This is a genomic window from Selenomonas sp. oral taxon 138 str. F0429 (assembly GCF_000318175.2).
Taxonomy (GTDB): domain Bacteria; phylum Bacillota; class Negativicutes; order Selenomonadales; family Selenomonadaceae; genus Centipeda; species Centipeda timonae.
On the sequence record NZ_KB290939.1, the window covers coordinates 114,005 to 128,861 of the forward strand.

Annotated in this window: 13 protein-coding genes; 8 read left to right on the forward strand and 5 right to left on the reverse strand. The window is 60.2% G+C overall.

The features are described from left to right. A partial coding sequence (locus tag HMPREF9163_RS12445; RefSeq protein ID WP_232296673.1) for an autotransporter outer membrane beta-barrel domain-containing protein occupies positions 1-1,034 on the forward strand: 1,034 nt, incomplete at its 5' end. A gap of 77 nt (positions 1,035-1,111) precedes the next feature. On the opposite strand, the gene HMPREF9163_RS05620 is transcribed toward HMPREF9163_RS12445, so the two are convergent. Next, positions 1,112-1,519, reverse strand: coding sequence for a hypothetical protein (locus tag HMPREF9163_RS05620; protein WP_009440734.1), 408 nt, complete (start codon positions 1,517-1,519; stop codon positions 1,112-1,114). A gap of 137 nt (positions 1,520-1,656) precedes the next feature. Between HMPREF9163_RS05620 and HMPREF9163_RS05625 the strand changes: the two genes are divergently transcribed. Then, positions 1,657-2,697 carry a low specificity L-threonine aldolase gene (locus tag HMPREF9163_RS05625; protein ID WP_009440735.1) on the forward strand — a complete coding sequence of 347 codons (1,041 nt, stop codon included), beginning with the start codon at positions 1,657-1,659 and terminating at the stop codon, positions 2,695-2,697. Between the two features lie 432 nt (positions 2,698-3,129). On the opposite strand, the gene mnmG is transcribed toward HMPREF9163_RS05625, so the two are convergent. The 4 genes from mnmG to HMPREF9163_RS05645 all read right to left on the reverse strand — a co-directional run bounded on the left by mnmG (position 3,130) and on the right by HMPREF9163_RS05645 (position 7,727). Next, positions 3,130-5,010 carry a tRNA uridine-5-carboxymethylaminomethyl(34) synthesis enzyme MnmG gene (gene mnmG / locus HMPREF9163_RS05630; protein WP_009440736.1) on the reverse strand — a complete coding sequence of 627 codons (1,881 nt, stop codon included), beginning with the start codon at positions 5,008-5,010 and terminating at the stop codon, positions 3,130-3,132. Between the two features lie 267 nt (positions 5,011-5,277). Beyond that, entirely contained in the window at positions 5,278-5,754 is a 477-nt protein-coding gene (locus HMPREF9163_RS05635) for a dCMP deaminase family protein (protein WP_009440737.1), read from the reverse strand. Between the two features lie 469 nt (positions 5,755-6,223). Then, on the reverse strand, positions 6,224-6,901 hold the full coding sequence (locus tag HMPREF9163_RS05640) for an MgtC/SapB family protein (RefSeq protein WP_009440738.1): 678 nt from the start codon (positions 6,899-6,901) through the stop codon (positions 6,224-6,226). 346 nt (positions 6,902-7,247) lie between these two features. After that, positions 7,248-7,727, reverse strand: coding sequence for a CYTH domain-containing protein (locus HMPREF9163_RS05645; RefSeq protein WP_009440739.1), 480 nt, complete (start codon positions 7,725-7,727; stop codon positions 7,248-7,250). A gap of 188 nt (positions 7,728-7,915) precedes the next feature. Here HMPREF9163_RS05645 and HMPREF9163_RS05650 point away from each other — a divergent pair, with 188 nt between their 5' ends. The 6 genes from HMPREF9163_RS05650 (at position 7,916) to HMPREF9163_RS05675 (ending at position 14,857) form a co-directional block, all read left to right on the forward strand. Beyond that, the gene (locus tag HMPREF9163_RS05650) at positions 7,916-9,238 is read left to right on the forward strand and encodes an LCP family protein (RefSeq protein WP_009440740.1); all 1,323 of its coding nucleotides are present in this window, start codon (positions 7,916-7,918) and stop codon (positions 9,236-9,238) included. Between the two features lie 310 nt (positions 9,239-9,548). Continuing rightward, entirely contained in the window at positions 9,549-10,793 is a 1,245-nt protein-coding gene (locus HMPREF9163_RS05655) for an NADP-dependent malic enzyme (RefSeq protein ID WP_009440741.1), read from the forward strand. A gap of 237 nt (positions 10,794-11,030) precedes the next feature. Then, positions 11,031-12,041 carry a tryptophan--tRNA ligase gene (trpS, locus tag HMPREF9163_RS05660; RefSeq protein ID WP_037346254.1) on the forward strand — a complete coding sequence of 337 codons (1,011 nt, stop codon included), beginning with the start codon at positions 11,031-11,033 and terminating at the stop codon, positions 12,039-12,041. Beyond that, positions 12,041-12,760 carry a phosphocholine cytidylyltransferase family protein gene (locus tag HMPREF9163_RS05665; RefSeq protein WP_009440744.1) on the forward strand — a complete coding sequence of 240 codons (720 nt, stop codon included), beginning with the start codon at positions 12,041-12,043 and terminating at the stop codon, positions 12,758-12,760. Before trpS ends, HMPREF9163_RS05665 begins: the two co-directional genes overlap by 1 nt. A 93-nt stretch (positions 12,761-12,853) precedes the next feature. After that, complete coding sequence (gene aepX, locus HMPREF9163_RS05670) at positions 12,854-14,149, forward strand: phosphoenolpyruvate mutase (protein WP_009440745.1); 1,296 nt, start codon at positions 12,854-12,856, stop codon at positions 14,147-14,149. Continuing rightward, a complete protein-coding gene (locus HMPREF9163_RS05675; RefSeq protein ID WP_009440746.1) occupies positions 14,150-14,857 on the forward strand; it encodes a trans-aconitate 2-methyltransferase in 708 nt (235 codons plus the stop codon).

Genomic DNA, 14,857 nt, shown 5'->3' on the forward strand with positions numbered 1-14,857 from the left:
ATCCGAATCCTAACCCCAACCCGAACCCGAATCCGAACCCGAATCCCAACCCGAATCCGAACCCGAATCCAAATCCAACCCCCGGCAATAACGGCTTCGTCCTGCATGAGAACACGAAGTCCCTTGCCGAGACCATGACTGGCACAGCGGCATTTCTCGGTGCGAGCGGCGACCTCATCGCGGGCGGCGGCATGGCGAGCGCCTCAGCCGAGGCAGCGGGCGCGGGCGGATTCGCCCCCTTTGCCGCAGTCGGCGGATCGAGCCTGCGCCACGAGACCGGCTCACACGTCAACGTCCGCGGCATGAATCTCGCCGTCGGCTTCTCCCGTGAGGTCATGCGCGGCAATGACCGCATCCTCTTCGGCCCCATCGTCGAGTACGGGCGCGGCAGCTACGACTCCTACCTCGACGACGGTACGCACGGCGAGGGCAATACCCACTACGTCGGCGGCGGCGCCTTCCTGCGCCAGGAGAAGAAGGGCGGCATGTTCTACGAGGGCAGCCTGCGCTTCGGGCGCATGAGCACGGACTATGAGGCAGACCTTCCCGTCGGAGGGATCACGCGCCGCGCATCCTACGATACGGACGCGAACTACATCGGCGCGCATCTCGGCGTCGGCCACACGGCAAAGGCCGCAAACGGCACCGAGCGCGAGCTCTATCTCCGCTATTTCTACACGCGGCAGAACGGATCGAGCGCGACCCTCTCGACGGGCGACAGCTACGACTTCCACGCCGTCGAGAGCCACCGTCTGCGCACGGGCGCGCGCTGGACGATCCCGCAGGGGAACGGTGCGCTCATCCTCGGCACCTCCCTTCAGTACGAGTTCAAGGGCGATGCGGGCGCGACCTACCACACAGGCGGCTTCTCCTACGATACGCCAAGCCCTTCGCTCAAGGGCCTCTCGGGCAGCCTTGAGCTCGGTTACCGCGCGAACCTCAGCAAGCGTGCCACCGCCGACCTCAGCGTCGAGGGCTGGGCAGGCAAACAGCGCGGCGTCACCTTCAAGGCAGGACTGGACTGGAGATTTTGACGTTCCCGCATTGTTACAAACCAAAAGACCTCCCGCACCATCCTCGGTGCGAGAGGTCTTTGTCTTGACCGAATGCCTTACATCATCTGAGAGACAGCTGCCGCCGTCGCGACGGAGCTCTGCGCCGCCTTCGACATGAGCAGCGGATCCGCGGTCTGCTCGAGTGCCTGATGCTTCATCTTTTGGATCGTTTCGGAGACGAGATCCTTGCCCGCCTCGGGATGCGAGCCGCGCGTCACAATCTGGGAGATGAGCTTCGTCCCCTGATAGATCTGCGTGATGACCGAGCCGTCCGCGAGCACGCGCGTGATGACGGTATCGCCGACCTTCTCCGCCCAGTCGCGTGCCTCTGCCGCCTTGGACTCCTTGAGGTTCTGCAGCATCCGCGCAAATGTGTCGGATGTGTCCTCCTTCGCCGCATGGGTGCGCTGCCCAGATGATGCGGGCACTACTCCACGGCTGCCATAGATTTTCTCGAGTTCCATCGGTTTCCCTCCCTTCGTGCTTCCTGCATGATATTGCTGTCCTTACCTTTACTATCGGAAAAATCCTTCCTTAGTTTAGGGATTTTCCTTGAATCCCCATTGATTTTCCGATAATATAGAATCGTACGAAAGAGGAGATGACGAAAATGAGCGAACTGCTGTCCTTTGGCTCGGACTATCTGGAGGGGGCGCACGCGGAGATCCTGCGGCGGCTCATAGAGACGAATCTGGAGCAGACGGCCGGCTACGGGCTGGACACTTATTCCGATGCGGCGCGGGAGAAGATCCGCAAGATGTGCCGCGCACCGCACGCAGAGATTCACTTCCTGTCGGGCGGCACGCAGGTCAACCGCATCGTGATCTCGGCGCTGCTGCGCCCCTATGAGGGCGTCATTGCCGCCGATACGGGGCATATCACCGTGCACGAGGCGGGCGCAATCGAGTGCGGTGGTCACAAGGTGCTCGCCCTCCCACACACGGACGGAAAGCTCACGGCGGGCGCCATCGAGAAAGCCTTGCGTGCATTTCATGAGGACGCAAACCACGATCACATGGTGCGCCCCGGCATGGTCTACCTCTCGCATCCGACCGAGTACGGCACACTCTACACGATGGACGAGCTTGAGGTCATCAGCGCCATCTGCCGCGCGAATCGGATTCCGCTCTTTCTCGACGGCGCGCGGCTTGCATACGCCCTCGGCTGCCCTGCGAATGAGCTGACGCTCCCCGCCATCGCGCGCCTGTGCGATGCGTTCTACATCGGCGGGACGAAATGCGGTGCACTCTTCGGCGAGGCGGTCGTCTTCCCGAAATCTGATACCGTGCCGCACTTCTTCACCATCGTCAAGCAAAGCGGCGCGCTGCTGGCGAAGGGACGCATCCTCGGCATTCAGTTCGACACACTCTTCACGGACGGGCTCTACGAGCGCGGCGGCGCGCACGCGATCGCCATGGCAGACCGCATCCGCACGGTACTCACGGAGAAGGGCTATGCGCTTGCCTCCGATGCGCCGACGAATCAGATCTTCCTCTCCCTCACCCCGGAGCAGCTCGCCCATCTCTCTGCACACGTCGCGATGGACTTCTGGGAGAAACAGGGCGATACGACCGTCATGCGCATCGCCACGAGCTGGGCGACGCGGGAGGAGGATGTGGAGAGGCTGATTGCACTGCTGTAAACCCGTACGAAGCGCCCCATTGAAAAGTGCAGAAATCTATGCTATAATCGTGATCGAAGCGAAAAGTGGAAAATGATCCGTAGGGGCGCGCAAGCCGCATTCCACCGCTACGATTTTCCAAAACGGCGCAGCCCGCGCCGCACAAGGAGTAGAGGTGATCTACCACGCGATTTTCCGTTCGGAGAGCGCGTTTCGGCAGCAAAATCAGCGCGAAAAACGGACGACTTTCCAAAACGGCTTCTCAGCCCAGATGGGACAAGGGCTGGGGACGACAGAGTCTCAACACATAGAATGCTGCGTGCGGCATTGAAACCCCAGCCACTTAAAATGACCGATGTACTGGTTTAGTCTCAACACATAGAATGCTGCGTGCGGCATGGGACACAAAAAAGCACCTGTCCTACAAAGGCAGGTGCTTTTCATATGCTGAAATTATTGTGTCCGCCGCTCCTTCTCCAGATATACGAGCAGGACGGAGATGTCGGCGGGGGAGACGCCGCTGATGCGCGCCGCCTGTCCGATGGAGCGCGGGCGGATGGCAGCGAGTTTCTCCGCCGCCTCGAGGCGCAGGCTCGTGATGGCACTATAGTCGAGTCCGTCGGGGATGCGGCGGCTCTCGAGCCGCTCCATGCGCGCGATCTGCTCCTCCTGTTTGCGGATGTAGCCGTCGTAGCGCGCCATAATCTCGACTTCTTCTCTGACGTCGTCTGCGAGGGCAGGCAGGTCAAAGAGGGCGGCGAGCTGCGCGTAGTCGCCCTCACGTGAGAGGAGGGCAAAGAGGCTCATGGGAACGCGCAGCGGGGCAATGCCCGCCTCCGCCAGACCTGCTTCGGTCTCCGCGCTCGGGCTGAGTTTCGTACAATCGAGGAGGCGCAGGGTCTCCTCGATCGCGTCCCGCTTCGCCGTAAAACGTGCCCACCGCTCATCGCTGACAAGGCCGATGGAGCGTCCCATCGGTGTGAGGCGCAGATCGGCATTGTCCTGCCGCAGGATGAGGCGGTACTCGGCGCGGCTTGTCATCATGCGGTAGGGCTCGTCCGTCCCCTTCGTGACAAGGTCGTCGATGAGAACGCCGATGTAGCCGTCGCTGCGGCGGAGCACCAGCGGTTCTTCGCCCGTGATTTCGCGCGCGGCGTTCACGCCTGCGATCAAGCCCTGCGCCGCCGCCTCCTCGTAGCCGCTCGTGCCGTTCGCCTGTCCTGCGGAGTAGAGCCCCGCGATGTTCTTCACAGCGAGTGTCGCATCGAGCTGAAGGGGATCAAGGCAGTCGTACTCAATGGCATAGCCAGGGCGCATGATGCGCGCGTGCTCGAGTCCCGGAATGGTCGTGAGGAATGCCTCCTGTACATCGGTCGGCAGACTGGTGGACATGCCCTGCACATAGATCTCATTCGTATGCAGTCCCTCAGGCTCGAGAAAGAGCTGATGGCGCTCCTTGTCCGGAAAGCGCGCAATCTTCGTCTCGACGGACGGACAGTAGCGCGGCCCCGTACCCTCGATGACGCCGTTCGCCATCGGTGCGCGGTGGAGATTTGCGCGAATGACCTCATGCGTCGCCTCGTTCGTATAGGTGAGGTAGCAGGGCGTCTGCTCCGCGGGCATCTCCGTGGTCAGAAAGGAGAAGGCGGGCGCGGCAGGATCGCCCTCCTGTACGCTGGTCTTTGTGAGGTCGAGCGTGCGGCGATCAACGCGCGCGGGCGTGCCCGTCTTGAACCGCATGAGGCGAAGTCCGAGTGCGCGCAGCGAATCCGAGAGTGCCATCGCAGGACGCTGACCGTTCGGCCCGCTGTCGTAGATGGTCTCGCCGAGGATGATGCGCCCGCGCAGATATGTGCCCGTTGCAAGGATGACTGCGCGTGCCGTGATGCGCTCCCCCGTCTCGCAGAGGATGCCCGTAACGCTTGTCTGCCCCTCATGCTCCTCGGTGAGGAGCTGCGTGACGAGGAGCTGCCGCACATCGAGGTTCGCCGTATTCTCGACGGTTTCCTTCATGATACGTTGGTAGAGGAATTTGTCCGACTGCATGCGAAGGGAATGGACGGCGGGACCCTTGCCCGTGTTGAGCAGGCGTCTCTGGATGCTCGCCCTGTCCGCCGCAATCCCCATCTCACCGCCGAGCGCGTCGATCTCGCGGACGAGGTGGCTCTTGCCGGGGCCGCCGACAGACGGATTGCACGGCATCATCGCGATATTGTCCAGCGAGAGTGTGACGATGAGGGTACGCCGAGCCATGCGCGCCGCCGCAAGTGCCGCCTCGACACCTGCATGTCCGGCGCCAATCACGATGATATCATAATCTGTAGTGGTATTCACATCAGGATTCCTTTGGATTATATCACATAAAATATGTTATCTTTGTATTATCTCGATGTTTGATACGCTGTAATCATACTGCCATGCAGCACGCCTAAGCAAACCCTAGTGAAGCAAGCGGAGAATAGCGTTCGACTCGACCCCTGCGGATTTCTTTCGTTCAAGCGAAGCGCGTTTAAGAAGTCCGCAGGTATTTAGGCGAACGAGAACGCGACCGCTTGCGTAACGAGGCGTTTGCGTGGAGTGCTGTTTGTGCATTCAGATCGTTTAACTCACAACCTCGAACTTCACCGGCACCTCGCCGAGCTCCGTCTCCATGCGGCGCCAACGAACCCCTGCGGAGTCAAACATGCGCTTGGAGATCTTGGTCGCCTCGGTCGCGGCGTATTTGTCCGAGAGATAGACGACCTCGCGGATGCCGCTCTGGATGATCGCCTTGCAGCATTCGTTGCACGGGAAGAGGGAGACGTAGATACGGCAGCCCTTCAGTGACGTGCTCGCGTTGAGGATCGCATTGAGCTCGGCATGCACGACGTAGGGGTATTTCTGCTCGGCAAATTCGCCCGTCCGCCCCCACGGGTACTCTCTGTCGTCGCAGCCGTTTGGCATGCCGTTGTAGCCGACGCCGACGATGTGCTTGTCCTCGTTGACAATGCACGCGCCGACCTGCGTGTGCGGGTCCTTGCTGCGGTAGGCAGAGAAGATGGCAACGCCCATGAAGTATTCGTCCCAAGAGATAATCATATCGGTTCCTCACTTGCACAACATATGTTCGTCTGCTATAAATAAAAAGGCACTGCTATCAAATACGGTAGGCGGTTAGGCGTCCCTCATGGAATCAGCCACTCATCTTGACTTATCTTTTGTGCCCTCTCGTCGTCGACAAATCCTCCACATAGCCACCGCTATGCGTCTGGTTTGTCTCCTCGATAGGACAAAAAATCTAAGCCAATCTGAAGCGGCTTCACCCCATGAGGGACGCCTTTTCTCGCCCCCGAAAGGGGGAATATATATGGATACCTATGAGTTCCTATCATTCCTCATAGTATATACCATACTGATTCTATCAGTAAAAAGATAAATGAGAAAACCCCGCCTTGCGCTCCAAATCGTAGGCGGGGAATCTCTCTGTCATAGCGTTAGGGGCGGCCGCCCATCAGCAGTGCCCCTTTTCTATGCCTATTTTACTGCAAACTGCAGATTTCGTCAAGCCTCACACGAGATCCACGCGCAGCACGCCGTCGATTTGGCGCAGGGTGTCTACAATAAATGTGGGCTTTAGATGCTCGCTGTTGTACACCTCGAAGTTGAGGTAGACGCGCCGCTCGCCGCCCGTCTCTGCCTCGTCCTCGTCGGTCTTCACCTTGACGCCGCGCGAGCGCAGGTGCAGATCCTCGATGCAGGCGCTGATGCGCATGATCTGCCCCGGCCGATCGACGGTGTGGATGGAGAGCGAGAGCATGTGGTCGTGGTCGACCCACGCATCGAGGCGCGAGAGATTGCCGAGGATCAGGAAGACGATTGCGGTTGTGACGCCCGCGCTGAGGTAGAAGCCCGCACCAACGGCAAGCCCAACACCTGCGACAACCCAGAGCGTTGCGGCAGTCGTGAGCCCCGTGACGGTCAGCCCCTCCTTCATGATTGCGCCCGCACCGAGAAAGCCGATGCCGCTGACGACCTGCGCTGCGAGACGCGCGGGGTCAGCGTTCGTCCGCCCCTCGACGTTATCGTAGAGCGCCTGCGACATGAGCATGATGAGGCAGGAGCCGAGCGCAACGAGCATATTCGTCCGAAGCCCCGCCGACTTGTGCCGCAACTGCCGCTCGTAGCCGATGATGCCGCCCATCGCGCAGGAGAGCACGAGGCGCAGGCAGATTTCCCATTCTTGCATTGGTAAAAATCCCTCTCTCATGTAGTAAATTGCTAAAATCCACAGCTCGAAAAAGTTATCCCCTGCTGTGTAGAACTCTGTGGATAAATTTGTTTAAAAGCCCGAAAACGCCTTTATCAACAGTCTTTTACACAGTGTGCATAATTTTAGCGAACGATTTTTCAATTTCTGTGGATAATGTGGATAAAATAGTGGATAACCCCATATATTGGATGATTTTCTCCCTCAAATTCTATATTTTGTAGCACACCTTAGGGGATTTGTCCACAGCTTTGTGGAAATCTCCCGCAGATTTTTCCCCTGTTATCCCCGTCGTTTTCCACAGTATGCACAGAAAGGCACCGCCTCAATCTCCGCGCTCCTCCGCACTCCATATATTGTAGGGATGTGCGATCAGTGCGGAATTATAGTAGCGCTTTTCGCCCGTGACCTCCGCGCCCGCCCATGCAGGCAGGACGAAGGTCTCCACCTCAGAGGAGAGCTCGATCTCGGCGATGACAAGTCCCGCGTTCGCGCCGTGGAAGACGTCGACCTCCCAGACATGCCCCGCGACGGTCTCGCGGTAGCGCGTCTTCTCCACGAGCGGCTGCTCGCAGAGCGCAAGCAGCTCCCGCGCCTCCTCTGTGGGGATCTCATACTCGTATTCGAGCCGCGCCGCACCGTGCGTTTCGCTCTTGATCGTGAGGTATCCCCGCATACCTGCGATTCGGATTCGTACGGTTCGCTTCGGATCGCGCGAGAGATAACCCTGAGCCATTGAGATTCCGACGCCCGTCGGTCGGAAATCTTCCTTTACCTTGAATTTTCGTTCGATTTCAACGCCCATGAAGCCGCGTCCTTCCTAGATTCTTATTGAAGTATACCTTGCATATTCCGCGCGTTTGCTATATATTATGTGATACTGAACGGATGAGATTATTTTAGCAGTGCGTGCACAGGAACGCAACCGCACCGCGCTGAATACACATCCGTAGGTAGGGAATCCATCTAAGGGAGGAAAGGATCGATCCCGTTTTGACAACATTACCACCGAAAAGACAATCAACGAAGAAACGCGTCTGGCCGTACGTCCTGCTCGGAACCATCCTCGTCTTTGTCCTCGCTGCCGTCGCGGGCGCGTTTTTCGCGCAGAGCAGCCTGCTCGACCGCGTGCAGAAGGAGCACAAGGAGGAGCTGCTCACGGCAAAGGACAAGGCAACGATCATGATTATGGGGGTCGACGAGCGCGAGGGCGACGTGGGGCGCAGCGATACACTCATGGTCGCGACCATCGACCCTGTAAAGAATGAGGCCTCGCTCCTCTCCATCCCGCGCGACACACGCGTCGCCATCCCGCGCAACGGCTACGACAAGATCAACGCCGCGTACGCCTATGGGGGCGAAAAGCTCACACAGCGTACAGTGGAGGACTTCCTCGGCATACAGATCGACCACTACGTCATCATCAACGTCCACGCCTTTCAGAAGATCGTCGATGCCATCGGCGGCATCGACATCGACGTCGAGAAGCGCATGTACTACGAGGATCCGTGGGATGACGACGGCGGGCTCATCATCGACCTGCGCCCAGGGATGCAGCACATGGACGGCAAGACCGCCGTCACCTACGTGCGCTACCGCGACGAGGAGGGCGACATCGGCCGCGTCAAGCGCCAGCAGAAATTCATGCGCGCCTGCGTCGACGCCGTCACCACACCCGCCATCCTGCCGCGCCTGCCCGCGATCATCTCCAGTGTCATCGACAGCGTAAAAACCGACCTCAGCGTCCGCCAGATGCTCGAGTTCATCGGCACGCTCAAGGAGTCGCAGGCAAAGGGGCTCCGCACCGAGATGGTGCCCGGCCGCCCACTCTACATCGACGAGGTGAGCTACTGGATCCCCGACATGGCTCAGCTGCGGCGCGGCATGGCGAACGCCCTCGGCGTCACCCTCACGAGTACCGAGCGCAGCCGCATGGAGCGCGCCGTGCGTGAGTACGAGGAGTCCATCCCCGCAGACGCCACCGAGCTGCCCGCAGGAGATACCTCCGTCGGACGCGCCGTCAGTGCGGACGAGGCGCTCGATGCGCGGAGCCGCAAAAAGTCCTCCGACAAGGACGATACCGACGCGAAGGACACGCGCAGCAGTACCGACCGCACCCGCACAAACGGGCGCGACACATCGGACGAACGCACCACGCGTCCCGGCCGTGCGAGCGAGACGACAAGCTCCTCCGACACGCGCCACGCAAGCTCGCGTCAGAGCACATCCGACTCCGCCGAACAGCCATCGCAGCGCTCCTCGCGCACAGACAGTGATGCGCCGGCACGCAGCGGCAGCCCCGGCAAAGGGGAGTAGGGCGATAAAAGCCTCCCCCGTCGCCACGGGGGAGGGGGACCATGCGAAGCATGGTGGAAGGGGCGCTTTGGGCGACGTATATTTCTCTATCGTAAGAAAGTCGCGATCGTCACTGGCGCCCCTATCGGCGCACGATGTGCGCCACTTCCCCCGCTCTGGCGGGCGAAGCTCATATACCGTAGGCCAAAGCTGCCCTATCACTATCAGCGTTTTTTAAACAAATCATATATCATCAACATAACAGGGCACTGTACTGTGCATTGCCCAAGGAGAGCAAACGGGAGATTTCCCACAGAAAGGAAGATTCATCATGGCAAGTAAATTTGATGCAGAGGCACTTGAGCTCCACGAGCGCCATCACGGCAAACTCGCGATCACCCCGACCGTCCCCATCGCCACGCGCGACGACCTCAGCCGCGCCTACACGCCGGGCGTCGCGGCACCGTGCCTCGCGATCAAGGATAACCCGGACAAGATCTACGACTACACGACCAAGGGCAACATGGTCGCCGTCGTCACGAACGGCACCGCCGTCCTCGGCCTCGGCAACATCGGCGCGGGCGCAGGTCTCCCCGTCATGGAGGGCAAGTCCATTCTCTTCAAGGGCTTTGCGGGCGTCGACTCCGTCCCCGTCTGCGTGAACAGCCAGAAGGTCGAGGACGTCGTCAAGGTCTGCCAGCTCATCGCCCCCACCTACGGCGGCATCAACCTCGAGGACATCAAGGCGCCCCAGTGCTTTGACATCGAGAACGAGCTCAAGAAGACCCTCGACATCCCCGTCTTCCACGACGACCAGCACGGCACCGCCATCGTCGTCGTCTCCGCGCTTCTCAACGCGTACAAGTACCTCGAAAAGGATCTGCGCACGGCGAAGATCGTCATCAACGGTGCGGGCGCGGCGGGACAGGCAATTGCGCGCCTCCTCTTCTCCTACGGCATCCAGACCGTCGTCCTCTGCGACACCACAGGTGCGGTCTACGAGGGGCGCACGGAGAACATGAACCCGTACAAGGACAGCCTCGCAAAGGTCTCCAACCGTCAGAAGGAAAAGGGCACCCTCGCACAGATTATCAAGGGCAAGGACATCTTCATCGGCGTCTCCGCGCCGGGCAGCCTCACCCCCGAGATGATCAAGAGCATGAATCCGGATCCCGTCATCATGGCGATGGCGAACCCCGTCCCCGAAATCCTGCCCGACGAGGCAAAGGCGGCGGGCGCGCGCATCGTCTGCACGGGTCGCTCCGACTTCCCGAACCAGGTCAACAACCTCCTCGCATTCCCAGGCATCTTCCGCGGTGCGCTCGACGTGCGTGCCAAGGAGATCAACGATAAGATGAAGATCGCCGCCGCAGATGCGATCGCCTCCCTCATCTCCGAGAGCGAGCTCAACGAGACCAACATCATCGCGAGCCCGCTCGACCCGCGCGTTGCGCCCACCGTCGCCGCCGCCGTTGCAAAGGCAGCGCTCGACACCGGCGTCGCACGCCGCACCGACATCACCCCCGAGGACGTCGCCAACCATACGCGCGAGCTTCTGGGGCACGCGGTTGGCTAAATAAATAAAAAGCAGGGACTGCTGTACGAAACATTTGTGCAGCAGTCTTTTTTGTTGGAAAATAGATCAGGAGGGATTTGTATGAAATTCAGCGAGGCTTTGTTGATCCTTGGTAGGAAAATTTCACATTTTGCTGCTGCGGATACCTGCGCACAGGCACAGGCGATTCTTCCTTTGCTTATACCGCTTTAATGGTATATAATGGAGAAACATTCTACAGATAAAGGAAGGTACGTCATGAACGACACGAACGCAGTCACCCCCCGCCGCAAGATTATTCTGAGCGGCATCCAGCCCACCGGCACATTCACCCTCGGCAACTATCTCGGCGCGGTGAAGAACTGGCGGCGGTTGCAGGAAGAGTATGACTGCTATTATTTTGTCGCCGATCTGCACGCGCTGACGGTGTACCACGAGCCTGCTGCACGGCGCAAGGCAAGCCGTGAGGCGTTCGCGCTGCTCCTCGCGTGCGGGCTCGATCCCGACGAGAGCCTCGTCTTCATCCAGAGCCACGTGCCCGCGCACGCGCAGATGGGCTGGATGCTCTCGTGCCTCAGTCCGTTCGGCGATCTCTCGCGCATGACGCAGTTCAAGGACAAGTCGGCGAAGCACCCCGAGGACATCAACGCGGGTCTGTTCACGTACCCCACGCTGATGGCGGGCGACATCCTGCTCTATCAGGCGGACTACGTGCCCGTCGGCGCAGATCAGACGCAGCACCTCGAGTTCACACGAAACATTGCCGCGCGGTTCAACCATGTGTACGGCGAGACGTTCCGCCTGCCCGAGGGCTATTTCCCAAAGGCGGGCGCACGCGTCATGAGCCTGCAGGAGCCGACGGCGAAGATGAGCAAGTCGGACGAGAACGCAAAGGCGACGATTTACATTCTCGACGATGAGAAGACAATCCTCAAGAAATTCAAGTCCGCCGTGACGGACAGCGAGGCGGAGGTCGCGTTCCGTGAGGGCAAGGATGGCATCAACAATCTAATGACGATTTACGCGGCGATCACGGGCAAGTCGATGGAGGAGATCACGGCGGAGTTCGCAGGAAAGGGCTACGGCGACTTCAAGACCACTGTCGGCACGGTGGTCGCCGAGGAGCTGCGCCCGATCCGAGAGAACTACGCGCGGCTGATGGAGGACAAGGCGTATCTCGACGCGGAGATTGCAAAGGGCGCGGAGCGTGCCACGCACATCGCGGAGAAGACGCTGCGCAAGACGATGCGGCGCATGGGGCTCGCCTGATGGGTGCGCATCGTGTGACGCGCGCCGTCATTCTCGCGGCGGGACGCGGGACGCGTCTCGCGCCGCTGACGGATCGCGTGCCGAAGCCGCTCGTGCCCGTGAACGGCACGCCAATTATCACAACCATTCTCGATGCACTTAACGCGGCGGGGATTTCGTCGATTACTATTGTGCGGGGCTACTGCGGGGCGGCGTTTGACGCGCTGCACGCGGCGTATCCGCACCTCGCCTACATCGACAATCTCGACTGGGAGACGGCGAACAATATCTCCTCGATTGCGCTCGCGGGGCGTGAGGGGCTGCTCGAGGACAGCTACGTCATCGAGGGCGATCTCTACCTCGCAAATCCCGCAGTCATCACCCCCACGCAGGAGCACACGAACTACATTGCCTTCCCCGTGGAGGCGACGGACGACTGGTGCTTCGATACGGACGCGGCGGGGAAGATCACACACATCGACACGGCGAGCGACCATCCCTGCCACCAGATGCTCGGTCTCTCCTACTGGACGGCGGAGGACGGACGGCGCCTTGCAGCGTGTGCAAACGAGCTTTACCGCGAGGAACGCTATCGTCAGCTCTACTGGGACGAGATTGCACTGAAATACTATCTGCCCGACTTCTCCGTGCACATCAGGGAGTGCACGCGTGAGGACGTGTGGGAGATCGATACGGTGGAGGAGCTGCGAGCACTCGAGGAGCGGATAAAGAGCGTTTAGTATCGTGGTCGGATGGAATCTCAAATCAGCTTCCCCCGCATCGGCGGGGGAGGCTCAGAAATACGATATCATGGGAATAGAGGGAAACAAAGAATGAAGAAAGTATATACCTGCTTCTGCACCGACATCATCCACGAGGGGCATCGGAACCTCCTGCGTGCGGCGGCGGAGCTCGGCGAGGTCACGGTCGGCGTACTCTCCGATCCGGAGATGGTGCGCTACAACCGCTTTCCGACGAAGACGCTCGAAGAGCGCATGGAGATGATCCGCGTGCTCCCCGAGGTCGCAGAGGTCGTCGTGCAGGAACACATCATGTACGACGAGATCATTGATCGCCTGCGCCCCGACTACGTTGTCCACGGGAGCAACTGGGCGCAGGGACCCGAGTCCTCCATCCGCAAGAACGTATGTGTATGTCTTGCCCGCTATGGCGGCCAGCTCATCGAGCCGCCTTACACGGAGAACGCCGAGGTGCGCAACATCGACTGGCGCATGCGCGAGCAACTCGCAATGCCCGAGGCGAGGCGCGGGAGACTCCGCCGCCTCCTTGCGATCGTGCCGATCGTCAAGACGATCGAGGTGCACAACGGGCTAACGGGGCTGATCGCCGAGAAAACCGTTGTGGAGAACGACGGCGGTCTCGACCAGTTCGACGCCATGTGGGTCTCAAGCCTCTGTGACTCGACCGCGCGCGGCAAGCCCGACATTGAGCTGGTCGACCTCTCCGACCGCATCCAGACCATCAATGAGGTCATGGATGTCACGACGAAGCCCATCATCCTCGACATGGACACGGGCGGCACAGCGGAGCATTTTGCCTACAACGTCCGCACCCTCGAGCGCCTCGGGGTCTCTGCCGTCATCATCGAGGACAAGACGGGCGCGAAGCGCAACTCCCTCTTCGGCACGGAGGTCGCACAGACACAGGACACGATCGAAAACTTCTCCGAGAAGATCGCGGCGGGCAAAGCAGCCCAGCGTACTGAGGAGTTCATGATCATCGCGCGCATCGAGAGCCTGATCCTCGAAAAGGGGCTCGACGATGCCCTCGCACGCGCGGAGGGCTACGTTGCAGCGGGCGCAGACGGCATCATGATCCACTCGCGCGCAAAGAGCCCCGACGAGGTCATCGCATTCTGCGACAGCTTCCGTGCGAAGCATCCGAACATCCCCATTGTCGCCGTACCCTCCTCCTACAACACGATCACAGAGGCAGAGCTCGCGGCGCACGGCGTGCGCATCGTCATCTACGCGAACCAGCTCACGCGCAGTGCCTTCCCCGCGATGGAGAACGCGGCGCGCTCCATCCTCACGCACCACCGCGCACACGAGATCGACAGCACGCTGCTGCCGATCAAGGACATCATTCGACTGATTGAGGTAATGTAATTGGGAAACAAATGGAAAGAGATCTGGAATCGCAGGAGGCCCCTCACAGGCGAACTCGACGGCGACTGGGAGCACGTTTATCTCGAGCTGAAACGGCTCAACGGCTACGATGTGATGGGGGAGGGTGTTCCCTTGGATGCCTTTCTCAACTTCAACGCGGGGCTGATGGAACTCCTCGACCTCACACCGGGCAAGAGCGTCTATGAGGTCGGCTGCGGTGCGGGCGCGAATATGTACCTCATGCAGCGCGAGGGGATGATTGTCGGCGGCTCGGACTACGCCGAGGGGCTGGTCGAGACGGCGCAGCGTGTTGTGCCCGAAGCGCGCGAGCTGGCGGCAATGGAAGCGGCGGACATCCCGACGGAGGAGAAGTACGATGCCGTCTATTCCTGTGGCGTCTTCTCCTATTTCCCCGATCACGCCTATGCGACCCGCGTGCTCGAGCGTATGCTCGAAAAGTCGCGGCACGCCGTCGGCATCACGGAGCTGCACGACCGTGCGAAACGGCAGGACTATCTCACGTTCCGCCGCGCGAACATTCCAAACTACGATGAACGCTATGAGGGTCTCGGCCGCCTTTTCTTCCGCAGAGAGTTCTTCGAGGACTTTGCACGGGAACACGATCTGCGGATCGTCTTCCCCGCCCTCCGGATGGCGGACTACTGGAACACGCCGTTTATCTTCACCTGCTTTATGTATCGGAAGTGA

Excerpts from the sequence above, each read along its gene's own strand:
- HMPREF9163_RS05620 (WP_009440734.1), bottom strand. The coding sequence starts at position 1,519 with ATGGAACTCGAGAAAATCTATGGCAGCCGTGGAGTAGTGCCCGCATCA.
- HMPREF9163_RS05625 (WP_009440735.1), top strand. The coding sequence starts at position 1,657 with ATGACGAAAATGAGCGAACTGCTGTCCTTTGGCTCGGACTATCTGGAG.
- HMPREF9163_RS05635 (WP_009440737.1), bottom strand. The coding sequence starts at position 5,754 with ATGATTATCTCTTGGGACGAATACTTCATGGGCGTTGCCATCTTCTCT.
- HMPREF9163_RS05640 (WP_009440738.1), bottom strand. The coding sequence starts at position 6,901 with ATGCAAGAATGGGAAATCTGCCTGCGCCTCGTGCTCTCCTGCGCGATG.
- HMPREF9163_RS05645 (WP_009440739.1), bottom strand. The coding sequence starts at position 7,727 with ATGGGCGTTGAAATCGAACGAAAATTCAAGGTAAAGGAAGATTTCCGA.
- HMPREF9163_RS05655 (WP_009440741.1), top strand. The coding sequence starts at position 9,549 with ATGGCAAGTAAATTTGATGCAGAGGCACTTGAGCTCCACGAGCGCCAT.
- trpS (WP_037346254.1), top strand. The coding sequence starts at position 11,031 with ATGAACGACACGAACGCAGTCACCCCCCGCCGCAAGATTATTCTGAGC.
- HMPREF9163_RS05665 (WP_009440744.1), top strand. The coding sequence starts at position 12,041 with ATGGGTGCGCATCGTGTGACGCGCGCCGTCATTCTCGCGGCGGGACGC.
- aepX (WP_009440745.1), top strand. The coding sequence starts at position 12,854 with ATGAAGAAAGTATATACCTGCTTCTGCACCGACATCATCCACGAGGGG.